The 23,128-nt window shown below is 70.0% G+C and carries 27 protein-coding genes; 10 read left to right on the top strand and 17 right to left on the bottom strand.

What is annotated here, in order from left to right; translation table 11 throughout:
- Positions 1–135: 135 nt before the first annotated feature.
- Positions 136–426, bottom strand: a complete 291-nt coding sequence (locus tag ABZ796_RS19250; RefSeq protein ID WP_357338933.1) for a GIY-YIG nuclease family protein — start codon at positions 424–426, stop codon at positions 136–138.
- Positions 427–536: 110 nt separating this feature from the next.
- Entirely contained in the window at positions 537–1,484 is a 948-nt protein-coding gene (locus tag ABZ796_RS19245) for a pyridoxal-phosphate dependent enzyme (RefSeq protein ID WP_357338931.1), read from the bottom strand.
- Between the two features lie 90 nt (positions 1,485–1,574).
- On the opposite strand from ABZ796_RS19245, the gene ABZ796_RS19240 reads away from it, so the two are divergent.
- Positions 1,575–2,486, top strand: coding sequence for an ABC transporter ATP-binding protein (locus ABZ796_RS19240; protein WP_357338929.1), 912 nt, complete (start codon positions 1,575–1,577; stop codon positions 2,484–2,486).
- 110 nt (positions 2,487–2,596) lie between these two features.
- Here the strand turns inward: ABZ796_RS19240 and ABZ796_RS19235 are convergent, their stop codons facing one another.
- The 3 genes from ABZ796_RS19235 to ABZ796_RS19225 form a co-directional block, all read right to left on the bottom strand.
- Positions 2,597–2,872 (bottom strand): MoaD family protein, encoded by a 276-nt coding sequence (locus ABZ796_RS19235; protein ID WP_008358635.1) that lies wholly within the window; start codon positions 2,870–2,872, stop codon positions 2,597–2,599.
- Between the two features lie 32 nt (positions 2,873–2,904).
- The gene (locus ABZ796_RS19230) at positions 2,905–3,333 is read right to left on the bottom strand and encodes a M67 family metallopeptidase (protein WP_357338927.1); all 429 of its coding nucleotides are present in this window, start codon (positions 3,331–3,333) and stop codon (positions 2,905–2,907) included.
- A gap of 82 nt (positions 3,334–3,415) precedes the next feature.
- On the bottom strand, positions 3,416–5,248 hold the full coding sequence (locus ABZ796_RS19225) for an ABC transporter ATP-binding protein (protein WP_357338925.1): 1,833 nt from the start codon (positions 5,246–5,248) through the stop codon (positions 3,416–3,418).
- A gap of 73 nt (positions 5,249–5,321) precedes the next feature.
- Between ABZ796_RS19225 and ABZ796_RS19220 the strand changes: the two genes are divergently transcribed.
- Complete coding sequence (locus tag ABZ796_RS19220) at positions 5,322–5,738, top strand: MarR family transcriptional regulator (RefSeq protein ID WP_357338923.1); 417 nt, start codon at positions 5,322–5,324, stop codon at positions 5,736–5,738.
- Here ABZ796_RS19220 and ABZ796_RS19215 read toward each other — a convergent pair.
- Positions 5,727–6,317, bottom strand: coding sequence for a DUF2017 domain-containing protein (locus ABZ796_RS19215; protein WP_357338921.1), 591 nt, complete (start codon positions 6,315–6,317; stop codon positions 5,727–5,729). The genes ABZ796_RS19220 and ABZ796_RS19215 overlap by 12 nt on opposite strands.
- The gene (clpS, locus tag ABZ796_RS19210) at positions 6,317–6,610 is read right to left on the bottom strand and encodes an ATP-dependent Clp protease adapter ClpS (protein ID WP_357338920.1); all 294 of its coding nucleotides are present in this window, start codon (positions 6,608–6,610) and stop codon (positions 6,317–6,319) included. Before clpS ends, ABZ796_RS19215 begins: the two co-directional genes overlap by 1 nt.
- Positions 6,611–6,636: 26 nt before the next feature.
- Between clpS and ABZ796_RS19205 the strand changes: the two genes are divergently transcribed.
- Genes ABZ796_RS19205 through ABZ796_RS19195 form a run of 3 tightly spaced genes read left to right on the top strand, consistent with a single transcriptional unit; the run spans position 6,637 to position 9,845 of the window.
- A complete protein-coding gene (locus tag ABZ796_RS19205; protein WP_357338918.1) occupies positions 6,637–7,929 on the top strand; it encodes a nicotinate phosphoribosyltransferase in 1,293 nt (430 codons plus the stop codon).
- A gap of 40 nt (positions 7,930–7,969) precedes the next feature.
- Positions 7,970–8,545 carry a nicotinamidase gene (locus ABZ796_RS19200; protein WP_357338917.1) on the top strand — a complete coding sequence of 192 codons (576 nt, stop codon included), beginning with the start codon at positions 7,970–7,972 and terminating at the stop codon, positions 8,543–8,545.
- Positions 8,546–8,600: 55 nt separating this feature from the next.
- The gene (locus ABZ796_RS19195) at positions 8,601–9,845 is read left to right on the top strand and encodes an MFS transporter (protein WP_357338916.1); all 1,245 of its coding nucleotides are present in this window, start codon (positions 8,601–8,603) and stop codon (positions 9,843–9,845) included.
- Here ABZ796_RS19195 and ABZ796_RS19190 read toward each other — a convergent pair.
- Positions 9,842–10,438: a TetR/AcrR family transcriptional regulator gene (locus ABZ796_RS19190; RefSeq protein WP_357338915.1), complete on the bottom strand. Its 597-nt coding sequence runs from the start codon at positions 10,436–10,438 to the stop codon at positions 9,842–9,844. The two genes, ABZ796_RS19195 and ABZ796_RS19190, sit on opposite strands and share 4 nt — an antisense overlap.
- 60 nt (positions 10,439–10,498) lie before the next feature.
- Here ABZ796_RS19190 and ABZ796_RS19185 point away from each other — a divergent pair, with 60 nt between their 5' ends.
- The 3 genes from ABZ796_RS19185 to ABZ796_RS19175 are packed head-to-tail and all read left to right on the top strand — an operon-like array spanning position 10,499 to position 13,751.
- Positions 10,499–11,437, top strand: coding sequence for a patatin-like phospholipase family protein (locus ABZ796_RS19185; protein WP_357338914.1), 939 nt, complete (start codon positions 10,499–10,501; stop codon positions 11,435–11,437).
- A complete protein-coding gene (locus tag ABZ796_RS19180; RefSeq protein ID WP_357338913.1) occupies positions 11,434–12,915 on the top strand; it encodes an NAD(P)/FAD-dependent oxidoreductase in 1,482 nt (493 codons plus the stop codon). The genes ABZ796_RS19185 and ABZ796_RS19180 overlap by 4 nt, the downstream gene beginning before the upstream one ends.
- Positions 12,912–13,751 carry an SDR family oxidoreductase gene (locus tag ABZ796_RS19175; RefSeq protein WP_357338912.1) on the top strand — a complete coding sequence of 280 codons (840 nt, stop codon included), beginning with the start codon at positions 12,912–12,914 and terminating at the stop codon, positions 13,749–13,751. The genes ABZ796_RS19180 and ABZ796_RS19175 overlap by 4 nt, the downstream gene beginning before the upstream one ends.
- Before the next feature lie 3 nt (positions 13,752–13,754).
- Here the strand turns inward: ABZ796_RS19175 and ABZ796_RS19170 are convergent, their stop codons facing one another.
- Entirely contained in the window at positions 13,755–14,297 is a 543-nt protein-coding gene (locus tag ABZ796_RS19170; protein ID WP_357338911.1) for a DUF1697 domain-containing protein, read from the bottom strand.
- Between the two features lie 58 nt (positions 14,298–14,355).
- Here ABZ796_RS19170 and ABZ796_RS19165 point away from each other — a divergent pair, with 58 nt between their 5' ends.
- A complete protein-coding gene (locus ABZ796_RS19165; RefSeq protein WP_357338910.1) occupies positions 14,356–14,799 on the top strand; it encodes a MarR family transcriptional regulator in 444 nt (147 codons plus the stop codon).
- A 9-nt stretch (positions 14,800–14,808) separates the two neighbouring features.
- Here the strand turns inward: ABZ796_RS19165 and ABZ796_RS19160 are convergent, their stop codons facing one another.
- The 5 genes from ABZ796_RS19160 to ABZ796_RS19140 form a co-directional block, all read right to left on the bottom strand.
- Positions 14,809–15,555, bottom strand: a complete 747-nt coding sequence (locus tag ABZ796_RS19160; RefSeq protein ID WP_357338909.1) for a copper homeostasis protein CutC — start codon at positions 15,553–15,555, stop codon at positions 14,809–14,811.
- A gap of 207 nt (positions 15,556–15,762) precedes the next feature.
- Positions 15,763–17,544, bottom strand: a complete 1,782-nt coding sequence (locus tag ABZ796_RS19155; RefSeq protein WP_357338907.1) for a DEAD/DEAH box helicase — start codon at positions 17,542–17,544, stop codon at positions 15,763–15,765.
- Entirely contained in the window at positions 17,541–17,819 is a 279-nt protein-coding gene (locus ABZ796_RS19150) for a DUF3039 domain-containing protein (RefSeq protein WP_141803520.1), read from the bottom strand. The genes ABZ796_RS19155 and ABZ796_RS19150 overlap by 4 nt, the downstream gene beginning before the upstream one ends.
- 21 nt (positions 17,820–17,840) lie before the next feature.
- Complete coding sequence (locus ABZ796_RS19145) at positions 17,841–18,407, bottom strand: YqgE/AlgH family protein (protein ID WP_357338906.1); 567 nt, start codon at positions 18,405–18,407, stop codon at positions 17,841–17,843.
- Positions 18,408–18,561: 154 nt separating this feature from the next.
- On the bottom strand, positions 18,562–19,092 hold the full coding sequence (locus ABZ796_RS19140) for a hypothetical protein (protein WP_357338905.1): 531 nt from the start codon (positions 19,090–19,092) through the stop codon (positions 18,562–18,564).
- A 124-nt stretch (positions 19,093–19,216) separates the two neighbouring features.
- Here ABZ796_RS19140 and ABZ796_RS19135 point away from each other — a divergent pair, with 124 nt between their 5' ends.
- Positions 19,217–19,906, top strand: a complete 690-nt coding sequence (locus ABZ796_RS19135) for a TetR/AcrR family transcriptional regulator (protein WP_350664140.1) — start codon at positions 19,217–19,219, stop codon at positions 19,904–19,906.
- A gap of 9 nt (positions 19,907–19,915) precedes the next feature.
- On the opposite strand, the gene ABZ796_RS19130 is transcribed toward ABZ796_RS19135, so the two are convergent.
- The 3 genes from ABZ796_RS19130 to ABZ796_RS19120 form a co-directional block, all read right to left on the bottom strand.
- Entirely contained in the window at positions 19,916–20,956 is a 1,041-nt protein-coding gene (locus tag ABZ796_RS19130) for a DUF3048 domain-containing protein (RefSeq protein ID WP_357338904.1), read from the bottom strand.
- 99 nt (positions 20,957–21,055) lie between these two features.
- Positions 21,056–21,823: a glucose 1-dehydrogenase gene (locus ABZ796_RS19125; protein ID WP_357338903.1), complete on the bottom strand. Its 768-nt coding sequence runs from the start codon at positions 21,821–21,823 to the stop codon at positions 21,056–21,058.
- Between the two features lie 90 nt (positions 21,824–21,913).
- Entirely contained in the window at positions 21,914–23,074 is a 1,161-nt protein-coding gene (locus ABZ796_RS19120; RefSeq protein ID WP_357338902.1) for a glycerophosphodiester phosphodiesterase, read from the bottom strand.
- Positions 23,075–23,128: the final 54 nt, after the last annotated feature.

The raw sequence follows: 23,128 nt of genomic DNA, 5'->3' as shown, positions 1-23,128 counted from the left end.
CCCGACTCCCACCACATCTGCTTCGTCGCCCCGCTGGTCGAGCCGCCGGACCCGCCAGGCCGAGGCGAACGAACGGCCCGCTGGTCGAGCCGCCGGAGCCGCTAGGCGGAGGCGTGTCGAGACCAACACAGTCGTCTACGGCGAACGCTTGCCGCGACGGCGCGCGAGGTCGTGGAGTCGGCCAAGGTCCCCGGCTATCAGGGCCTCGCGTTTAGCCCGGCTCCACCCTTGGACCTGTTTCTCACGTTCGTAGGCCCCGAAGATCGTCTGATGCTCTTCGGCGTACGCCAACGTCACCGGCAGGCGTCGGACAGTGAACTCAGCACCGAGGCCGGCGTTGTGCTCGGCGAGGCGTCTCTCCAGGTCCTGGGTGCTTCCGACATAGAGCATGTGATCGCGGCAGCGGAGTATGTACATGTAAGGCATGACCCGATTCTGGGCGCGACCACCGACAGTTTCGCGGCAGGTGAAGGTGTTGGTCTCGACACGCTCGCTGGCGCGAGGGTCTGAACGAAATGGCCCTCGACCAGCGGAGGTCAGGCCCAGAGCTGGCCCTCGAGGCCTTCCTCGGCGTCATCGATGGTGCCTTCGTAGGCACCGGTGGAGAGGTACTTCCAGCCGCCGTCGGCGACGACGAAGGCGATGTCGGCCTTCTCACCGGCCTGGAGGGACTTGGCGGCCTGGGCGAGGGCGGCGTGGAGGATGGCGCCGGTGGAGATGCCGGCGAAGATGCCCTCCAGCTCGAGGAGCTCGCGGACGCGGCGGACGGCGTCACGGGGGCCGACCGAGAAGCGGGCGTCGATGAACGAGGCGTCGTAGAGCTCGGGGACGAAGCCCTCGTCGAGGTTGCGCAGGCCGTAGACGAGCTCGCCGTAGCGCGGCTCGGCGGCCACGATGCGTACGTCCGGCTTGGCGGAGCGGAAGAAGCGGCCGACGCCCATCAGCGTCCCGGTCGTGCCGAGCCCGGCGACGAAATGGGTGATCGAGGGCAGGTCGGCGAGGAGCTCGGGGCCGGTACCCTCCTCGTGGGCGAGGGCGTTGGCGGAGTTGCCGTACTGGTAGAGCATCTCCCAGTCGGGGTGCTCGGCGGCGAGGCGCTTCGCGACCCGGACAGCCTCGTTGGAGCCTCCGGCGGCGGGCGAGGAGACGATCTCGGCGCCCCACATCCGCAGCAGCTGGCGCCGCTCCTCGGAGGTGTTCTCGGGCATCACGCACACGATCCGGTAGCCCTTGAGCTTGGCCGCCATGGCCAGCGAGATCCCCGTGTTGCCGGAGGTCGGCTCCAGGATCGTGCAGCCCGGGCGGAGCCTGCCGTCCTTCTCGGCCTCCTCGACCATGCGAAGAGCCGGGCGGTCCTTGATCGAGCCGGTGGGGTTCCGGTCCTCGAGCTTGGCCCACAGACGTACGTCGGGAGAGGGCGAGAGGCGGGGCAGCCCCACCAACGGGGTGCCCCCGACCGACGCCAGCAGGTTGTCGTAGCGCATGGGGTCCATCGTCGCATCAACCGATCGTCTGATGCCCACTCGCGCCGATCGCCCGATCCGTGAGACCGCGTCACCGACCAGGCTGGAGGTATGCATCAGGAGCGAGAACCAGCGGTCGTCGTGGACGGCCTGCGCAAGACCTATGGCGACAAGGTGGCGGTCGACGAGATCAGCCTCAGCGTCCACGAGGGCGAGATCTTCGGCATCCTCGGGCCCAACGGGGCAGGCAAGAGCACGACCGTCGAGTCGATCGCCGGGCTGCGGGTCGGCGACCGGGGCCGGATCCGGGTCCACGGCATCGATCCCTTGACCGATCGGGCGGCGGTGACGGAGGTGCTCGGCGTGCAGCTGGGGGAGGCGAAGCTGCAGCCGAAGATCACGGTCCAGGAGGCGTTGGAGCTGTGGAGTGCCTTCTACCCCGACCCGGAGCCGTGGGCGCCGCTGGCCGAGCGGCTCGGTCTCGGGACGCACCTGCGGCAGCGGTTCGAGAACCTCTCCGGTGGCCAGCAGCAGCGGCTCTCGATCGCGCTGGCGCTGATCGGCCGGCCGCGGGTCGTCGTGCTCGACGAGCTCACCACCGGCCTGGACCCGCGGGCCCGCCGTGAGGTGTGGGACCTGGTGCGGGACGTACGCGACCGGGGTGTGACCGTCCTGCTCGTCACCCACTCGATGGAGGAGGCCCAGACGCTCTGCGACCGGATCGCCATCGTCGACGCCGGCCGCATCCGCACGCTGGACACCCCGGCAGGGCTCATCGACGCCGCCTCCGCGGCCACCATCACCACCTTCGAGACCGCGGTCGCGATCGACCTGGCCTCGCTGCGCGAGCGCGAGGTGCTCACCCTCGTCGCCCGCGGAACGACCAACCGCGCGATCGCCGCCAAGCTCTTCGTCAGCGAGGCGACGGTCAAGACCCACCTGGGGCACATCTTCGACAAGCTCGGGGTCACAGACAGAGCAGCCGCGGTCGCACGAGCGTACGACCGCGGCGTTCTGGGTTGAGAACCCGCTGCCCGCAGACCGAGCTACCTCGGTCTGGAGTCACTTCCTTCGCGGAACTCCGCGAGGGCAGTGAGCGCTCACCGAGTTACCTCGGTGAGCATCCACACCACTCAGCAGCCACCGGCAACGGCCGGAAGCACCACGACCTGGTCGCCGTCCTTGAGCTCGGCGTCGAGACCGCCGATGAAGCGTACGTCCTCGTCGTTGATGTAGACGTTGACGAAGCGGCGCAGGTCACCGTTGTCGATGAGGCGCTCCTTGATGCCGGAGTGGTTCGCCTCGAGGTCGTCGATGAGCGCGCTCAGGGTCTTGCCCTCGGCGCTGACTGCCTTCTCACCGGCGGTGTAGGTGCGGAGGATGGTCGGGATCTTGACCTCGATGGCCATGGTTTCGTTCTCCTAGATGTAGGTATTGCGCGTCACGACAACGTCGAGACGATGCTGATTTCTTCCTCGGTGACGTTGCCGTCGACGATCCTGTACGACCGGAACTCGACCGGACCTTCGTCATTGCCGTGCTCTCGGGTGCTGACCAGCACGTAGTGAGCATTCGGCTCCATCGCCAGCCCGATGTCGGTGCGCGAGGGGTAGGCCTCGGTCGCGGTGTGGGAGTGGTAGACGATCACCGGCTCCTCGTCGTTCGCGTCCATCTCCTTGTAGAGCTGGAGCAGATCGGTCGAGTCGAACTCGTAGAAGGTCGGCGAGCCGGCGGCGTTGATCATCTCGATGAACCGCTCCGGCCGGTCGGACCCCTCAGGGCCCGCGACGATCCCGCACGCCTCGTCGGGATGGTCGCGCTTCGCGTGGGCGACGATCGCGTCGTACGTCGCCTGGTCGATGGTCAGCACGGGATCAGCCTAGGCGGACCTGGGCCGGCTCCCGAACGTGACCGGCACTCGGACTCTCGTCGGCCGCTCCCCGCCGACCGTGCTAGGCGGCCGCGGTCAGCCCGCCCCGTACGAGGTCGGCATAGGCACCGCCGCGCAGCAGCAGCTCCTCGTGGGTGCCGACCTCGACGACCCGGCCGTGGTCGAGGACGGCGATCTGGTCGGCGTCGCGGACGGTGGAGAGCCGGTGGGCGATGGTGATCGTCGTACGCCCCTCCGCCAGCCGGTCCAGGGCCGCCTGGACCTCCCGCTCGGTGGTGTTGTCGAGCGCGGAGGTGGCCTCATCGAGCACAAGCACGCGCGGGTCGCGCAGCAGGGTGCGGGCGATCGCGAGCCGCTGCTGCTCGCCGCCGGAGAAACGGTGGCCGCGCGAGCCCACCAGGGTGTCGTAGCCCTCGGGGAGCTCGACGATCAGATCGTGGATCCGGGCCGCGCGGGCGGCCGCCTCGATCGCGGCGTCGCTCGCCTCGGGGCGGGCATGGCGCAGGTTGTCACGAACGCTCGCATGGAGCAGATAGGTCTCCTGGGTGACCATGCCGACGTTGGCGGCCAGGTCGGCCAGGTCCAGGTCGCGCAGGTCGATCCCATCGATCATCACCCGGCCGGAGGTCGGGTCGTGCAGCCTCGCGACCAACCCGGCCAGCGTCGACTTGCCCGATCCGGTCGCCCCGACCAGCGCCAGCGAGCCGCCCGCGGGCACCCGCAGCGAGATGTCCTCGAGGATCGGGTGCGAGCCGTCGTAGGTGAACCCGACGTCCTCGAAGACGACGTCGCCGCGAGCCTCACCCAGCGGCACCGGGGAGGCCGGGTCGTCGATCTCGACCGGCAGGTCGAGGTACTCGAAGATCCGGGAGAAGAGCGCCAGCGAGGAGGTCACGTCGACCCCGACGTTGAGCAGCCCCATCAGCGGCCGGAAGAGCGAGCCCTGCAGCGAGACGAAGGCGACCAGCGTCCCGATCGTCAGCGCCCCGGAGGTCGCCGGGAACCCGGCCGCGAGGTAGAGCGCGGCAGGAACCGCGGCGAAGACCACCTGCATGGTCGCCATCCGCCATCGCCCGGCGAGCTGGCTGCGTACCTCGAGGCCGACGAGGTCGTCGGAGGTCTGCTCGAAGCGGGAGGCCAGGGCCGGTGCGGCCCCGAGGGTCTTGGTCAGCAGGATCCCGCTGACCGAGAGCCCCTCCTCGACCTGCACGTGCAGGTCGGCCATCTTCGCCTGTCGCTGGGTGGTCACGGCATAGCGCATCTGCGCCACCTTGCGGGTGGTCCACACCGCCGGTGGCAGCACCACCAGGGAGATCAGCGCGAGCCGCCAGTTGAGCGCCATCATCGCGACCACGGTGCCGGCCACGACGGTGACGTTGGCCGCGATCGAGGTCGCGGTCGAGGTGACCACCGACTGCATCGAGCCGATGTCGTTGACCATCCGCGACTGGACCTCCCCACCCCGCGTACGGGTGAAGAAGTCGAGCGACTGGCGCTGCAGGTGCCCGAAGAGGTCCGTACGCAGCCGGTGCATGACCCGCTGGCCGACCTCGGTGGAGATCAGCGTCTGGGCGACCCCGAGAGCGGCGGAGGCGATCGCGACGAGCACCATCGCGGCGACGCAGAGCATCAGCAGCGAGGTGTCACCCTCGGGCAGGGCGGTGTCGATGACGTGCTTGACCAGGAACGGCTGTGCCAGCCCGATCACCGAGCTGACCACGATCAGCGCCACGACGAGAAGCAGGCGCCCTCGGTAGGGCGCGAAGAGGCGCGCGATCCTGCGCAGCGAGACCGGCTTGGCCTCCAGTTGGGCGCGGTCGGCACGCTTGTTGCGGGGGTCGCGGCTGGAGCGGCCGGGCTCGCCCGAAGACTTGTACGGGTGCGGGTCACTCATCCGAACACCTCGATCCTTTTTACTGAGGTTAGCTCACAATGAGGCTAACCCACGATGGGTTAGAGTTATTCCCGTGGACGAGACCGCCGACCTGCTGATGGCGGCAGCACGCACCCTCCGTAGGCGCTTCGGCGCCGCCACCGCCCGCTGGGGGATCACCCCCTCGCAGAGCCGAGCCCTGCGTATCGTGCTCGCCGCCGACGAGCCGATCCGGCTATCAGCCCTGGCCGAGCGGCTGCACATCGTGCCCAGGTCGGCGACCGAGGTCGTCGACGGCCTCGAGGGCCATGGCCTGGTCGCGCGGCAGCCCGACCCGGCCGACCGCCGGGCGGTCTGCGTGGTGGCGACCGAGAAGGGCGTACGTCTCGGCCGGACGATCGACCGGGTCCGTCAGGAGGCGGCCGACGAGTTCCTGGCAGTCCTTCCCGACAGCGACCGGGAGAGCCTGCGCAAGATCCTGGTCAGGCTGACCGACGACTCACTCCGCTGACGACAGCGCGTCGACGATGGTCTCCTGCAGGATCCCGACCCACTGGTAGATCCCGTAGACCTGGCCGGCGGGGTCGTCGTCGGGCAGGGAGTCCCAGAAGTCCTCGTCGCCCTCCTCGACCCCGAGCCGGGTCGCGAGCGCGAGCCGGATGTCGGTGAAGGAGCGCATCCAGGCCTCGGCGTCGGGGATCGGGAGCTCGACATCGATGACCAGCCCGTCCTCGTCCAGCTCGGGCGGGAGCCCGGCCTCCTCGAGCGAGTCGATGATCGTGGAGGCGGCCCGCGCCTTGCCATCGCGCAGCCCGCCCTCGGTGAACCGCCGGAACTCCCCGGCAGCCTCTTCGTCGTTCCCGTATGCGGAGGGAAAGAGCCGCTTCAGCACCGGGTCCTCGGGCTCGGTGGTCGGCCCCGAGAAGTCGAGCAGCGCCTCGAGCGGGTCGTCGCTCTCGGCAGGCGCGGCGACCTCGTTGCGCAACAGCTCGACGAGCTGCGAGGCCAGCGAACGGAGCAGGTCGGCCTCGAACCCGGAGAAGGTGGCGATGATCTGCTTGCCGCGGCGGTGGTAGCTGAACCCGCCCATCAATCCTGCTTCTCCAGCGTCGCCCACAGACCGTACTCGTGCATCGCCTGCACGTCGCGCTCCATCTCCTCACGCGACCCGGTGGAGACCGCCGACTTGCCGTCGTTGTGCACCTCCATCATCAGCTTCTCCGACTTCTTCTTGGAGTAGCCGAAATACTTCTGGAAGACGAAGGTGACGTACGACATCAGGTTGACCGGGTCGTTCCAGACGATGGTCACCCACGGTGTCGACGGGGCGACGAGATCATCGATCTCCGGCTCGTCGAGCTCCACGGGGCTTGGCGCGCTCATGGCATCCATCGTGCCACGATGTGCCCGTGGACTCGACAGCGGACTCGACCGCACTCCTGACAGATCACTACGAGCTGACGATGCTCCAGGCCGCCCTGAAGGCGGGCACCGCGGAGCGTCGTGCCGTCTTCGAGCTGTTTCCCCGGCGCCTGGCCGGCGGGCGCCGCTACGGCGTGGTGGCCGGGGTCGGGCGAGCGCTCGACGCCCTCGAGGCGTTCCGCTTCGGCTCGGAGCAGCTGGCGATCCTGGAGGGCGTCGTCGACGGCCCGACCCTGGAATGGCTGGCCGGCTACCGCTTCACGGGCGACATCTGGGGGTACGCCGAGGGCGAGACCTTCTTCCCACACTCGCCGCTGCTCGTGGTCGAGGCCAGCTTCGCCGAGGCGGTCGTCCTGGAGACGGTGCTCCTCTCGGTCTACAACCACGACTCGGCCATCGCCACCGCGGCCTCCCGGATGACGCTCGCGGCCGGCGAGCGCCCGTGCATCGAGATGGGCTCGCGCCGCACCCACGAGGCGGCCGCGATCGCCGCCGCCCGCGCGGCCTACGTCGCCGGCTTCACCGCCACCTCCAACCTGGCCGCCCGGGCCCGCTTCGGCGTACCCACGACCGGCACCTCCGCACATGCCTTCACCCTCCTGCACGACACCGAGGAGCAGGCCTTCCAGGCCCAGGTCGCCTCCCTCGGCAAGGGCACCACGCTCCTGGTGGACACCTACGACATCGCCGAGGCGGTGGCCACGGCGGTCGAGATCGCCGGTCCCGAGCTCGGTGCGGTGCGGATCGACTCCGGCGACCTGGGGCTCCTCGCCCATGACGTACGCCGCCAGCTCGACGACCTCGGCGCCACCGAGACGAAGATCATCGTCACCAGCGACCTGGACGAGTACGCCATCGCCGGCCTCGCGGCCGCCCCGGTCGACGGCTACGGCGTCGGCACTCAGCTGGTCACCGGCTCCGGCCACCCGACGGCAGGTTTCGTCTACAAGCTGGTCGCCCGCGAGGGTGCCTCCGGCGACCTGGAGCCGGTCGCCAAGAAGAGCGCCGCCAAGGCCTCGATCGGCGGCCGGAAGTACGCCCTGCGCCGCCGCAACCGCAAGGATGTCGCCGACGCCGAGGTGATCGGCATCGGCACCGCTCCGGACGGCGACGGCAACGACCGGCCGCTGCTCGCCCCGCTCGTGCGCAAGGGCGAGATCGTCGGCCGCGAGCCCCTCGACGCGGCTCGCGAGCGCCACCACGCCTCGGTCGCCGAGCTCCCGGTCATCGCCCACTCGCTCCTGAAGGGCGATCCGGCGATCCCGACGCTCTTCGTCTGAGCGGTTCCTCGGTCAAGGCACACCACCTAGGCTGGCGGGCATGACGCGTGCACTGATCGTGGTCGACGTACAGAACGACTTCTGCGAGGGCGGGTCCCTGCCGGTCGACGGCGGGGCAAGGGTGGCCTACGACATCGGTCAGCTGCTGCGGGAGCGGGCGGCGAGCAAGGAGCCGGAGCAGACGTACGGGCTGGTCGTGGCGACCAAGGACCACCACATCGACCCGGGCGACCACTTCGGCAACCCGCCGGACTACGTCAACTCCTGGCCGGCGCACTGCGTGGTCGGCACCGACGGCGAGGCCTTCCACCCCAACCTCGACCCGGTCACCTTCGACGAGATCTTCCGCAAGGGTGAGTACGCAGCGGCCTACTCGGGCTTCGAGGGCGCGGCCACCGGCGGCGCCACCCTGACCGACTGGCTCCGGGCCCACGGCGTCGAGGAGGTCGACGTGTGCGGGCTGGCCACCGACTATTGCGTGCGGGCCACCGCGCTCGACGCCCGAGCCGCCGGCTTCCACACCACGCTGCTCGCCGATCTGGCCGCCGGCGTGGCGGCGGAGAGCACCTCGGCCGCCATCGCGGAGATGCGGTCGGCCGGTATAACGGTCTCGTGACAGATTTGGGAAATTTCGGCAGATAGAAATCTGCTGACGGTCTATTCTCTCTCGAATGGCTCGGATCTCGGCGACAGCCCCACTTCGCGAACCCCACTTCCGCTGGTTCTTCGCGTCCCGATCGGTCAACCTGGTGGGCAACTTCATGGCGCCCGTCGCCTTGGCCTTCGCGGTCCTGGAGGTGAGTGACGCGCCGATCGCGATCGGCGCCGTCCTCGCGGCCCGCACCATCCCGATGATCGTCTTCATGCTGATCGGCGGCGTGCTCGCCGACCGGGTGGGCCGAGCCCGGATCCTGTTCGCCTCCAACCTGGTCTCGGGGCTGAGCCAGGCGGTCGTCGCCGTCCTCGTCATCACCGGTGTCGCCGAGCTGTGGCACCTGATCGCCCTCGCCGCGCTCAACGGCATCGTCTCCGCCGCCGGGCTGCCCGCCCAGCAGGGGATCATCCCGCTCGTGGTGCCTCGCACCATGCTGCAGGAGGCCAACGTGCTGATGTCGCTGACCCGGGCGGTCGTGGCGGTCGCCGGTCCCGGCACCGCCGGCCTGCTCGTCCTCAGCGTCGGAGCGGGCTGGGCGCTCGCGCTCGACGCCGTCACCTGGATCGTCGCGGCGCTGCTGTTGCTGCCGGTCAAGCTCAGCGGCTCGGTCGCCACGTCCTCGGTCATCGGCGATCTACGCACCGGGTGGGACTACTTCCGCTCGACGACCTGGTTGTGGCTCTGCGTCGGCGCCGCGACGATGCTCAACGCGCTCTACGAGGGCGGGCTGCTCACGCTCGGCCCGCAGCGGGCCGAGGGCTCAGGGCTGGGCGCTGGTGGCTGGGGTCTGATCCTGACCTTCCAGGGGATCGGCGTGCTCGCCGCGACGCTCGTGCTGATGAGGGTCCGGCTCGAACGGCCGCTGTTCTACGGCATGATCGGCATGGCCCTGTTCGGGTTGCCGATCGCCGCTCTCGGCTTCTCCACCGACCTCGCGGTGCTGTTGCCCGCGGCCGCACTCTCCGGCGCCGGGATCCAGGTCTTCAGCCTCGGCTGGCAGCTCTCGATGCAGGAGAACGTCCCCAGCGACCTGCTCTCCCGGGCGTCCTCCTACGACCAGCTCGGCACCTACATCGCCATCCCCGTCGGGCAGCTGGCGATGGGGCCGCTTGCCGCGGCGTACGGGATCGAGAACATGCTGGCGATCGCCGGCATCGCCTATGTGGTGATCTCCCTCGCCACGCTGCTGAGCCCGGCCGTACGCCGCCTGAACCGGGTCTCCTTCCCCGCCGCCGAGCACAACGGCGCCCCGGCACACTAGTCCCGGGCGCTCTCCAGCAGCGAGCGCAGCAGGTCGACCAGGCTGGTGACCGAGAGATCGGGGTCGAAGGCGCGCTGCACGCCGAGCCCGATGCCGAGCGAGAGCAGCTGGACGGCGGCGTCCTCGGCCGGTGAGGGCAAGGTGAGCCCGAGGTCGGCTGCCTGCTGCTCGATGAGGCCGGCGACGGCCGCGGTGAGCTCGCGGCGCCGGGCGGCGAGCTGCTGGTTCACGCCCGGGATACGGCGGGTGCTGGTCGCGAACTCGACCTCGAGCGCGGTCCACCCGACGTCGCCGATGTTGGCCTCGGCCCAGGCCGCGAAGGCGTCGATCCGGCCCTCGACGGTGTCGACGCCCTCGACAGCACTCGCGAGCGACAGCGCCCGCTCCTGATGGATCACATCGAGCACGGCGAGCCCCAGCTCGTGCTTGGTGGAGAAGTTCGAGTAGACCGCCCCCTTCGAGAAGCCCGCCTCGGTGGCGACCTTGTCGAGCGAGGTCGCGTTGTAGCCATCAGAGAGGAACAGGCGGTGTGCGGTCTCGATGAGTCGCTCCCGCGTCTGCGCGTGCGACTCCTTGCGCGTGATCCGGCCCATGGGCCAGATCTTACCAGTTCGGGGTACCACTGGTATTCAAATACCGTTAGTATCCCGAATATGACTCCCCGACGAGCACTCGCCATCGGCTGCGGCGGCACCCTCGGCTTCGCCTGGACGGCCGTCGCCCTCCGCGTCCTCGAAGAGGCGATGGACTGGGACGTCCGCACCGCCGACGTCCTCGTCGGCACCTCGGCGGGCTCGGAGATCGTCGCGGCCCTCGGGGCCGGACGTACGCCGCAGAACCTGCTCGACGCTCTCGACGGGGCACCGGGCGCCGACCCCGTCCTGGCCGCCCACGTCGCCGAACATCCCGGCAAGGTGCCACCACTGCCGGCTCCCGCCCTGCCCGCGCTGGGCCTGGTCCGCCCTGGCCTCACCCGCCGCTCGCCCTACAGCGCGCTGGCGGGTCTGCTCCCGCGCGGCCGCGGCAACGCGAGCTGGCTGAGGGGGTACGGCGACGCGTTGGCCGGCGCCGACGGCTGGGTCGATCACCCCGCGACCTGGCTGGTCACGGCGGACGCGGCCACGGGCGAGAGGGTGGCGTTCGGCTCCGAGGGCGCCCCCACGGCCTCCCTGGGTGCGGCGGTCGCGGCCTCCTGGGCGATCCCCGGCTGGTTCCCGCCCGTCGAGATCGCGGGCCGCCGCTATGTCGACGGCGGCGCCGTCTCCTCGGTCTCGGCCGATCTCCTTCTCGGCCAGACGGTCGACGAGGTCGTCGTGGTCGCCCCGATGACCACCGAGGGCGGCGTCCCCGCCCGCGGGGCCGACCGGGTCGAGCGTCTGCTGCGCTCCCAGATGACCGCGGTACTCGACCGCGAGGTCGCGCGGCTCCGAGAGGCAGGGATCCGGGTGGTCCGGATCGAGCCCGGCATCGAGGAGCTCGCCCAGATGGGACCCAACTTCATGGACCTTCGCCGCCGCGAGGCCACCCTCGCCGCGGCCCACCAACACGTCCCCGGCCGCGTCGCGGCCGCACTCGAAGGAGCAACTGCATGAGCACCCACCACGAGGTCGTCGTCATCGGCGCCGGCATCTCCGGCATCGCGGCCGCGATCAAGCTGCGCGAGGCGGGCGTCGAGGACGTCGTCATCCTCGAGAAGGCCGACACCTACGGTGGCACCTGGCGGGCGAACACCTATCCGGGGTGCGCGTGCGACGTACCCTCCAACCTCTACTCGTTCTCGTTCGCGCCCAACAGCGACTGGTCACGGGTCTACGGCAACCAGCCGGAGATCCTCGCCTACATCGACGGTGTCGCCCGCGACAGTGGTCTCGAAGACATCACCCGGTTCGGGGTCGAGGTCCTCGGAGCGTCCTGGAACGCACAGGTCTCCGCATGGCACCTGGACACCAGCGACGGCGAGATCACCGCGCGCTTCATCGTCGCCGCCGCCGGCCCGTGGAACGAGCCGAAGATCCCGGAGCTGCCCGGTCTGACCGACTTCCCCGGCGAGGTCTGGCACTCGGCCCGGTGGAACCACGACGTCGACCTCGACGGCAAGCGGGTCGCCGTGATCGGCACCGGGGCGTCGGCCGTCCAGTTCGTCCCCCAGGTCCAGAAGCAGGTCTCCGCCCTGCACCTCTTCCAGCGCACCGCCCACTGGGTGCTGCCCAAGGTCGACCACCCCGTGCCGGACGCCGAGAAGTGGGTCAAGCACAACGTGCCCTTCTTCGAGAAGGCGCTCGGCGCGATCGAGTACGCCGCCATGGAGGCCGTCGGCATCGCCTTCCGTCGCCCGCAGCCACTGATGCGGGGCCTGCAGCAGGTCGGCCGCGCCTACCTGCGCGCCGCAGTCCGGGACAGGGAGCTACGGGCGAAGCTGACGCCCGACTACCTGCTCGGCTGCAAGCGGATCCTGTTCTCGAACAACTACCTCCAGTCGCTGACGAAGCCGAACGTCGAGGTCCACGCGACCGGCGTCGAGCGGGTCGAGGGCGCGCGCGTGATCGGCACCGACGGAAGCGTGGCGGAGGTCGACGCGATCATCCTCGGCACCGGGTTCCACATCCTCGACATGCCCGTCGCCGACCTGATCCGCGGGGCCGACGGCCGCACGCTCGCCGAGCACTGGGCCGGCTCCCCCGAGGCCTACCAGGGCACCTCGGTCACCGGTTTCCCGAACGCGTTCGTGGTGCTCGGCCCGAGTCTCGGCACCGGTCACGGCTCTGCCTTCGCCGTCGCCGAGTCGCAGGTGGCGATGATCACCGAGGCCATCACGACCGCCCGCGCACAGGGCTGGGCGAAGCTCGACGTCAGCCCTCAGGCCCAGGCCGCGTACGTCGAGGACGTGCAGGTCGCACTCGCCGGCACCGCCTACAGCGGCGCGTCCTGCCACAGCTACTTCATCGACGCCAACGGCCGCAACAGCTTCTCCTGGCCGTGGTCCACCGGCGAGCTGGTCCGCCGGATCAGCCGCTTCGACCGGGCCGACTTCGAGATCACAACCCACGAGACGGAGGAGGTCAGCGCATGACCCGCTACCCCAGGATCGACCTCGACGGCGCTCTCGTCGTCATCACCGGCGCCGCCCGCGGCATCGGCCTCGCCACGGCGAAGGAGTTCGTCGCGGCCGGGGCGTACGTCGCCCTCGGTGACCTCGACGACGCGTTGGCGCGGGAAGCGGCGGCAGGCCTCGGCGAGAAGGCCAGCGGCCACCGGCTCGACGTCAGCGACAAGCAGTCCTACGCCGACTTCCTCGCCGCCGCGGAGGAGGCGCACGGCAAGCAGGTCGACGTCCTGGTCAACAACGCCGGCGTGATGCCCAACGGCTCCTTCCTCGAGCAGGAAGACCGGATCGACCGGCTGACCATGGACGTCAACGTCTACGGCGTCATCCACGGCATGCGGCTCGCCCTGCCGGCGATGATCGCACGCGGCCACGGGCACGTCGTCAACGTCGCCTCTCTGGCCGGCAAGTTCCCGCTCAAGGGCCTGGCGGTCTACAACGCCAGCAAGTTCGCCGTCGTCGGGCTCAGCGCCGCCACCCGGCTCGAGCTCGAGGGCACCGGGGTCTCGCTCACCACTGTGCTGCCGAGCGCCGTCCGCACCGAGCTCTCCTCCGGCATCGACCTCGGCGTACTCCCGGCGGTCGATCCCGAGGACATCGCGGCCGCGGTGGTGAGGTCGGTCCGCAGCCGGGCGGCAGAGATCGCCGTCCCGTCCTACGTCGGCCTGGCCGCCAACGGCGCCCCGCTCGTCCCCGAGCGGGTGATGCGGCTGATCCGACGCGCCGTCCACGACGACGCCGCGATCACCCGCGTCGACGGTGACGTACGCCGGGCCTACCTCGACCGCATCGAGGCGCAGTAGATCTCATCCCCACTTGTCAGCGAGCGTGCGGATCACGTTGAGGTTGCGGTTGGTGCTGGTGGCGATGTGGCGCTCGACGACGGCGTTGGTGATCTTGGTCTGCTGGAAGCCCTCCTCGGTGAGCAGGTGCACGGCGCGGCCGATGACATAGACCCGCTCGCCCTCCCCCGCCCGGGCGACCAGCGCCTCCCGAGCGCTGGAGTCGCTGAGCTCCTTGCACAAGAACACGTACTGCTTGCCCTCGTGCCCCATCCCGACCACCGCGGCGTCGTTGGCGATCACCTTCAGCTCCGCGGGCGTCACGCAGATCGTCGGCACCTCGAAGAAGCGGTCGGCCGCGAAGGCCTCCTCCAGGATCGCCTCCATCTCGGCCCGGTCGCCGACCGGGTGGTCGAAGCGTACGTTGCCCGTGTTGATGTAGGTCTCGACGTCGGTTCCGCCCGCCCTCACCACGGCGGCGGAGATCGCCTGCTTCGGGAACTTCCGGGTCGCGCCGAGGTTGATGGCGCGCAGGAACGCGATCCAGGTGTGCCGTTCCGTAGTCATTCTCAGATAGTCTCCACCCGTTCACCGCGCCGCAACCCCCAACCCTGGATTCTCACCGATGCCTTCACAGCCGCTGCTCCCCTCGGCCACGACACTCGACCTCTCCAGCGACCTGGTGGTCTACGCGGCGCGCCTCATGCGTCTGGTCCGCCGTGCGCTCGACCTTCCGGCCAGCGTCCGGGTCCTCACGATCCTCGACGCCATCGGTCCGCTCGGCATCACCGACCTGGCCCGGGCCGACGGCTGCTCGCAGCCGACGATGTCGGCCCAGATCGCCCAACTGGTCGAGACCGGCCTGGTCAGCAAGGAGCCGAACCCCGCCGACGCGCGGGCGAGCCTGGTGACCCTCACCGACGCCGGCCGCGCCGACCTCGCCGACGTACGTGAGCGCATCTCCCACCTCATCGCCGAGCGGCTGGAGTCGCACCACCGCACCGAGGCCGATCTGGAGGCCGCCGTCGCCGTCCTCCGCGACCTGGTCGAGGGCGACTCCCCCGCCTGAGCGCTCGCCCTACCTGCGGGGCCTCTGAGCCACGGCGGCGGCCGCGGCGGCGACCACGTCCGGATCGGTCACCCAGTGACCACCGTCATCAGCCACACCCAGCGCCACCCGGCCGGTGGTGGTGACCCACCGTTTGGCCGAGAGATGCACGCCCTCGACGCCGAGCGCCGCGAGCGCCTCGATCGCGTCGACGCTCACGCCACCTCCGGCCAGTACGTCCGGCCCGCCGACCGCCACCATCTCGGCGATGGTCGCGGCCCCCGCCGCAGCGGCCGGGGCCCCTCCCGAGGTCAGCACCCGGTCGACCACACCGTCCAGCGCCCGGACCGCCGCGACCGGGTCCGCACTCACGTCGATGGCTCGGTGGAACGTCACCGTCGCCTCGTACGCAGCCGCAGCATCCGCCAGGGCCCAGACCAGCTCGACGTCGGGCTTCCCGTGCGGGGTGAGCGCGCCGAACACGATCCCGTCGGCTCCGGCCTCCAGGACCGTCTCGGCCTCGCGCCGTAGGAGGCGGCGCTCCTCGACGGAGTATCCGAACCCGCCCGGCCGCGGCCGGACGAGCACGTGGACGCCCTGCCAGCCGTCGGTGGCATCGATGCCGCCGACCTCGTCGAGGACTCCCTCGACCAGCCCCTGCGACGGGGTGACACCGCCGACCTCGAGGGCGGAGCAGAGCTCGACCCGCGTCGCTCCGGCCGCACGCGCGACGACCGCGCCGGCCACCGACGTCACCGCGATCTCGAGCGCTGTCATCGCGTCCTCACGGCACACAGTGTGCCCGACCCCTCGACCCTGACGCCGAGTCGGCTCGTCTTGACCAGGTCCGACGCCGAGTCGGCTCGTCTTGACGAGCCGACTCGGCGGGAATCTCGGTCAGGACGAGCCGACTCGGCGGGAATCTCGGTCAGGACGAGCCGACTCGGCGGGAATCTCGGTCAGGACGAGCCGACTCGCCGAAAATCAGGCCGAGCCGCGCGCGGCCCAGTCACGCAGGGTGTCGATGCGGGCCTTGAGCTGGTCGGCGTTGGCGACCGCGGCGGGCGGACCGCCGCACTCCTTGCGGAGCCGGTTGTGGGTGACGCCGTGGGGGGTCTTGGTGCGGTGGTGCCAGGCGGCGACCAGGCCGTTGAGCTCGCGGCGGAGCACGGCGAGCTGCTCGTGGGCGGCGACCGCGGCGACGGGCTCGTCGGCAGCGACCGGCGCCGAGGCCGACTTCTGCTTGCGCGCCCGGTCGCTCTGCCGCTGCTGGAGCAGGGTCTTCATCTGGTCGGTGTCGAGGAGCCCGGGGATGCCGAGGAAGTCCATCTCCTCCTCCGAGCCGACATGCACCTCGCCCGAGTGGCCGAACTCGCCGCCGTCGAAGAGCACCCGGTCGAAGCGAGCCTCCGAACCCATGGCCTCCCAGGCGCCGAGCTCCTCCTCGGAGGCACCCTCCTCGGCGTTGGCCGCGGCCATCAGCGCGTCCTCGGCCGCGAAGATGTCGTCCTCGCTGGTCACCTTCTTGCCGAGCACATGGTCGCGCTGCAGCTCCAGCTCGGAGGCGAAGCCGAGCAGGTTCGGGACCGACGGCAGGAAGACCGAGGCGGTCTCACCACGCGTACGAGCACGTACGAAACGCCCCACCGCCTGCGCGAAGAAGAGTGGCGTCGAGGTGGTGGTCGCATAGACCCCGACCGCGAGCCGAGGCACGTCGACGCCCTCAGAGACCATCCGGACCGCGACCATCCAGCGGTCGTCGGACTCGGAGAACTTGGCGATCTTCTTCGAGCCGGCCTTCTCGTCGGAGAGCACCACGGTCGCGCTCTGCCCGGTGATGGTCTTCAGCGTCTTGGCGTAGGAGCGCGCCGAGTCCTGGTCGGTCGCGATGACGAGCCCACCGGCGTCGGGAACGTGGCGCCGTACCTCGGTCAGGCGCTTGTCCGCAGCCGCGAGCACCGAGGGGATCCACGATCCGGCCGGGTCCAGCGCGGTCCGCAGCGCCTGCGAGGTCAGATCCTTGGTCAGCGGCTCACCGAGGTGGGCGGCGATCTCGTCGCCGGCCCGGGTGCGCCACTGCATCTGCCCCGAGTAGGCCATGAACAGCACCGGCCGGACGACGTGGTCACGCAGCGCCTCGGCATAGCCGTAGGTGTAGTCGGCCGCCGAGCGCGGGATTCCGTCCTCGCCGGGTGCGTAGGTGACGAACGGGATCGGGTTGGTGTCGGAGCGGAACGGCGTGCCGGTCAGCGCCAGCCGCCGCGCGGCCGGCTCGAAGGCCTCCCGGACCCCCTCGCCCCACGAGAGCGCATCACCGGCGTGGTGCACCTCGTCGAGGATCACCAGCGTCTTGAACCGCTCGGTGCGGATCCGCATCGCGAGCGGGTTGACCGCCACCCCGGCGTACGTCACCGCGATCCCGACGTAGTCGGCCGAGGTCTTGCCCTGCCCAGCGGAGTAGGTCGGGTCGATCGGGATGCCCGCCCGCGCGGCCGCCTCGGCCCACTGGACCTTGAGGTGCTCGGTAGGCGCGACGATCGTGACCCGGTCGACCAGGCGGCGCCCGAGCAGCTCGGCGGCGACGGTCAGCGCAAAGGTCGTCTTCCCGGCGCCGGGCGTCGCCACGGCGAGGAAGTCACGGGGATGGTCGGTAAGATAGGCGTTCAGCGCCTCCTGCTGCCAAGCACGCAGCTTGGGCGCAGTGCCCCACGCGGCCTTGTTCGGCCACGCGGGTGTGAGAGCGCCGGGAAGTTCGGCGCTACTCACTCGTCGTCGCCCTCGCCACCGCTAGGCGGCATCCCCTCGAAGATCTCCTTGCAGTCGGGGCAGACCGGGAACTTGGACCCGTCGCGGCTCGGCACCCACACCTTCCCGCACAGCGCGACCACGGGCGTACCCATGACCATCGCCTCGGTCAGCTTGTCCTTCTCCACGTAATGGGAGTAGCGGTCGTGGTCACCCTCCTCGGTGGGGACGTCCTGCTCGCGGATGTCCTCCCGTTCCTTGAGGGCTTCTTTCGTGCCGAATCCCAGGATGCCCATGCCGACCAGTCTACTGGTCTTCTAGTTGAGTTCCGGATCGGGCGGTCGCGTGGCGTGGAAGGCCAGCTCACCGGGCTGGCGACGGAGCACCGCGGCCCACATCGAGCTCACCTCGTCGAGGAACGAGTCGTAGGGCTCGCTGTCGACGACGTACCAGGACCCCTCCTCCACCTCACCCTGGAGCTGGGCAGCGCCCCAGCCGGCGTATCCGGCGAAGATGCGCAGCCGCGACAAGGTGCCGTCGACCAGCTCGACGGGCGTGTCGAGGTCGAGCAGGCCGAGGCGCCCGACCACGGGCCGAAAGCCCAGCGGTGGGTCGTCGGAGTCGACCAGGAGCGCGACCGCGATCGCGGAGTCCGTGCTCACCGGGCCACCCTGGAAGAGGACGTCGGGATCAGCGACGGAGGTCGCCCACGGATGCAGCACCTCGGCGACCGGCACCGGCGAGGGGCGGTTCAGCACCACACCCAGCGCACCGTCGTCGTTGACCTCGATCAGGAGCACCACGGTGTCGACGAAGTTGGGGTCGCGAAGCTCCGGGGTGGCTACCAGCAGCCGCCCGGCGCGTACGTCCTTTCGCTCCGTCATGACGCCATGATCGCACCACCTGGGGTACGTCGGCCGTAACAAGCAGCCAACAAATACAGAGGCTCCGGGGCCGGCGCTTAGGGAGATGCGGAGGGAGTCCGCGGGAGGGAGCGCACCGGCACCCGGAGCCTGGCTTGATGGTCCGTAGGCGGCTTCAGGCCGCCGAGCGGACCCCCCGGAACATGTCGGCGAGGCCGGCGAAGCGCCCGCGCTCGACGACCTCGACGGCCGGAACGTACTCGGCACGGGCGCGCGCCTCGATCATCGAGCCGAGACGGACGCACTCGGTGTCGCCGAACGCGCCGCGGCCGGCCATGACCGCGAGGGTCAGGTGCTCCTTGGCCTGCGCCTTGGCCAGTGCGTTGGCCATGGCCTCGTCGACGGGGAGCGCGTGGTAGCGGTCGAGGACCGTGCGGATGCCAGGCAGATCGTCGGCAGCACGGTGCCACGCCCGGACGACGGCGTCCTCGAGATCCATCGGCTGGTTCGCGAGCTCGGTCTCGATGCGGCCGGACAGGCGGGTGTGCCAGCGCAGCTGCAGGGCGGCGAGCAGGTCGAGCTCGTCGGTGAAGGTTTCGGTGACGCCGGGAAGATCCATGGGCAGCAGGCCGTCTCGACGCTCATCGATGACGGCGACCACGCCGCGGAGGATCTCCCCGCGCTTGTGATGGCTGGTCCAGCTCATTGTCGGCTCCTTGCGGAAGGTTGGCACTCACATACCGTGAGTACGTACCTATAGTATTGGCCATACCGACGGTATGGCCAATGCCTGGGACGGTGATTCCGAACACGGCCGTTAGAGTGGGTGAGTGGCAAAGTCGTCCGTGAGCAAGCTCGTCCCCAAGGTCCCCCCGCTTCCGTCGGTGCCGGGGATGTCACGGAGGCAGCAGTTCTCCGCCTCGACCAAGAAGACCCTTGTCGAGGTCGCGGAGAGACTCTTCACCGAGCACGGCTACGCGAGCACCTCCCTGGACGCCATCGTGGCCGGGGCCGAGGTCACCAAGGGCGCGCTCTACCACCACTTCAGCGGCAAGCAGGCGCTCTACGAGGTCGTCTTCGAGAAGGTCGAGGCCGCCACCGCGCAGAGCATCGACGCCGCCATGCGCGAGACGAAGGACCCCTGGGAGCAAGCCCGGGCCGGGCTGCGTACGTTCCTGGAGGCCGTCCAGCAGCCCACCTACCGCCGCATCGTCGTGCAGGAGGGGCCCGCGGTCCTCGGCTACCAGCGCTACCGCGAGCAGGAGGAGCGCTCCACCTTCACCGTCGTCGAGGACATCGTCGCCGCCGTCCTGCGGGCCGGTGACCGGACCGTCGACGACGAGATGGTCGCGACCTTCGCCCGACTCTTCTTCGGGGCGATGTCGGCGGCCGGCGAGTCCGTCACCGAGGCCAGCGACCCCGAGGACGCGGCCGAGCGCATCGAGCTGGCCGTGACCTACCTGCTGACCGGGGTGCAGACCCTGGCGAAGCAGGGCGTCAAGGTCGAGGACATGCGCTGAGCCGTCCGGCTACCTGACGCTGACGCCACCGGGCTCGACCTGGCCGTTGCCCTCCGGGATCAGGTCCAGCCAGACCTTGCCCGGCGGGATCTCGATCGCGGCGCCGCCGGCGTCGGTGAACGTCACCGCGCCCTTCTCACCTTTCTTCACCCAGGTCGCCTCGACGATCTGCCCGGCGCGCAGGATCCACGCCTTGCCCCGGCCGGTGAAGTGGGAGACCGGCACGATCGCGCCGCCCGGGTCCTTGTAGGGGGCGATGGTGGTCTTGGTCTGCGCGACCACGACGGTGTCGGCGAGGAACTGGCCGCTCTTGGCCATGTAGTTGTTCTGCAGGCGGTACTTGCCACCTCTGAAGACCCAGTTGTCCGTACGCGCCTGGGAGAACTTCACGTCGACGGCCTTGGCGGGCTTGCCGCCGGCCAGCTTGGTGGTCGCGTCACCCCAGGGCATGAAGTCGCCGGGCCGCTTGGCCTTGCCGTCCTTCGCGGCGGCCTTGCCGGCCTTGGCGACCTTGCCGACCACGCTGTGCAGGAAGTCGTGGGGCTTGCTGGTGTCGCGTACGACGTAGGGGGTGGACATGTCGATCCACGAGATGTCGTGCTTCTTCAGCTGGGCGAAGGTGTACGGGGCCGCGCCGCTGGTCATGATCTTGGCATCGATCGGCGCGGCGATCCCGGCGTCGGTCGCCCGCATCGAACGCACCGGCCCGGCCTCCTTCGGGAGCTGGGAGTAGTACGCGACGGCCAACCGGGTCACGCCACCCTCGACCAGCTCCTGGACGACCATGTCCGCCTTGGCGACGCCGTACTGCGGGTCGCTGGCCGAGGTGTTGTCGATCTTGACGATGTAGGCGGGGTGCTCGCGCGCGGCGGTCTGCCCCTCGGGGAGCTCGACGCCGGTCAGCGGCTCGTGGTCGGGCTCCGCCGGCGCGGACGGCGACGGCTTCGTCTCCTTGGGCTCCTCGGAGGAGCCACAGCCGGTCAGAACCAGACCCGCGGCGGCCAGCGTTGCGGCTGCTCGCAGGAGGAACCCCGGGCGGGACGTACGCATCATCGATCTCCATCTGCATCGGCTCAGTACCAAGACGAGAGTCAGACGGTAATCGTTGCGCCCAAGGAAGCCGCGCCCGGGGTTCCCTGCTCGGCTGGATCAGGCGACGGTGGCGCCGCCGTCGACGTACAGGGTCTGGCCGGTGATGTAGGAGGACTCGTCGCTGGCGAGGAAGGCAGCGGCGGCGGCGATGTCGGCGGGCTCGCCGACGCGCTTGACCGGGTTGGCGTCGGCCGAGAGCTTGCGGAACTCGTCCACGTCGAGCCCGAGGCGGGCCGCGGTCTGGTCGGTCATCTCGGTGGCGATGAACCCCGGCGCGATGGCGTTCACGTTGACGCCGAAGGGGCCGAGCTCGAGCGCGAGGGTGCGGGTGAAGCCCTGCACGCCGGCCTTGGCGGCGGAGTAGTTGGCCTGGCCACGGTTGCCGGTGGCCGAGGTGGAGGAGACGTTGATGATCTTGCCGTACTTCTGCTTCACGAAGACCGCCTGCGCCGCCTTCGACATCAGGAAGTGGCCCTTGAGGTGGACGTTCATGACCAGGTCCCAGTCTTCCTCGGTCATCTTGAAGAGCAGGTTGTCGCGGGTGATGCCGGCGTTGTTCATCAGGATGTGCAGGCCGCCGAGCTCCTCGACGACGCGGGCGACCGCGGCCTCGGTGTCCTCCGCCTTGGCGACGTTGGCGCCGATGCCGACCGACTTCGCCCCTTCGGCCAGCGGAAGCTTGGCGGCGGCCTCGGCGGCAGCCGCCTCGTCGAGGTCGATGATCGCGACTGAGGCACCCTCCTCGGCGAAACGCGTGGCGACTCCGAAACCGATCCCGCGCGCTGCACCGGTGATGACTGCTACGCGTCCGTCGAAACGACCCATGACTCAAACTCCTTTGGTTGTGACCGGGCCCACGAACACGTGCGGCCCCCGCCGACAATAGCGAGGGCCGTACGTCTTGTCTTCAGGGGTCTACTGCTTGGTAACCCATGCGTCGCGCGCAGCGACACCCAGGTCGGGCTGGTCGGTGAAGAAGGCGTCGACACCGGCGTCGAGGTAGGCGCCGACCTCGCAGGCCAGGTCACCGATCGCGATCGGGTCGGTGCCCTTGCGGCACTCGACCGGGAGGTTCTTGTTCTCGGCGCGCATGGTCCAGATGACGGTCGGCAGCCCGACGCGTTCGGCCCGGCGGGCGAGGTCGGTGGGCTCGCCGAGCGTGTTGTCGGTGGTGCGCGGGATGAAGTAGTACTTGTAGGGCGCCACCTGGTCGGCGTACTTCTTGATGCTGCGCAGGCCCTTGTCGGTGACCAGGTAGTCGTTGGTCACGCCGGTCCCGGCAACCACCTGGTCGTAGGGAGCGCCGCCGAAGTCGACCAGCTGCACCAGCGGGGTGTCGACCAGGCGGTTGAGGTCCTTGAGGTTGCTGACCTCGAAGGACTGGATCACCGCCGCGGCGCGCTTGCCGCCGAGGCCGTGCCGCTTCAGGCTCTTCGCGAGCGGCTCCTCCAGGGAGAGACCGATGGAGTCGAAGTACGTCGGGTGCTTGGTCTCCGGGGCGACGCCGATGGTGCGGCCGGTCGCGGCCTCCTTCGCCTCGACCAGGTCGAGCACCTCCTCGAGGGTCGGCACCTCGAAGAGGCCGTCGTAGGCGGTGTTGGCCGGACGGTCGCCCGGGATGCGCTCCTTGGCGCGCAGCGTCTTCAGCTCGGCGAGGGTGAAGTCCTCGGTGAACCAGCCGGTCAGCGCCTTGCCGTCGATGGTCTTGGTCGCCTTCCGACCGGCGAACTCGGGGTGGTCGACGACGTCGGTGGTGCCGGAGATCTCGTTCTCGTGGCGCGCGACGAGCACGCCGTCCTTGGTCGAGACCACATCGGGCTCGATGAAGTCGGCGCCCTGCTGGATGGCCAGGTCGTACGCCGCCAGGGTGTGCTCGGGCCGATAGCCGGAGGCACCGCGGTGACCGAAGACGATCGGCTTCGAGTTGTGGTGGTGCTTGCCTGCGTGGACGGCGGCGGCGGTGTCGACACCGGCGGCGGTCGCGGGGTTCGAGACCAGGACGGTCCCGGCGGCGAGCGTGGTGGCCAGGGCGAGCACGACGCGACGCATACGGGTGGTGGGGTTCAACGTGGTCATGGCCCGATCCCACCGGCTCCGGACGTACCTGGGCCGGTGGGGTGGGTGAACGTC

The organism is Nocardioides sp. NPDC047086 (genome assembly GCF_040643685.1).
In the GTDB taxonomy this organism is placed as follows: domain Bacteria; phylum Actinomycetota; class Actinomycetes; order Propionibacteriales; family Nocardioidaceae; genus Nocardioides.
The sequence above is the reverse complement of the archived record's forward strand: the minus strand, read 5'-3'. Positions and strand labels throughout refer to the sequence as shown.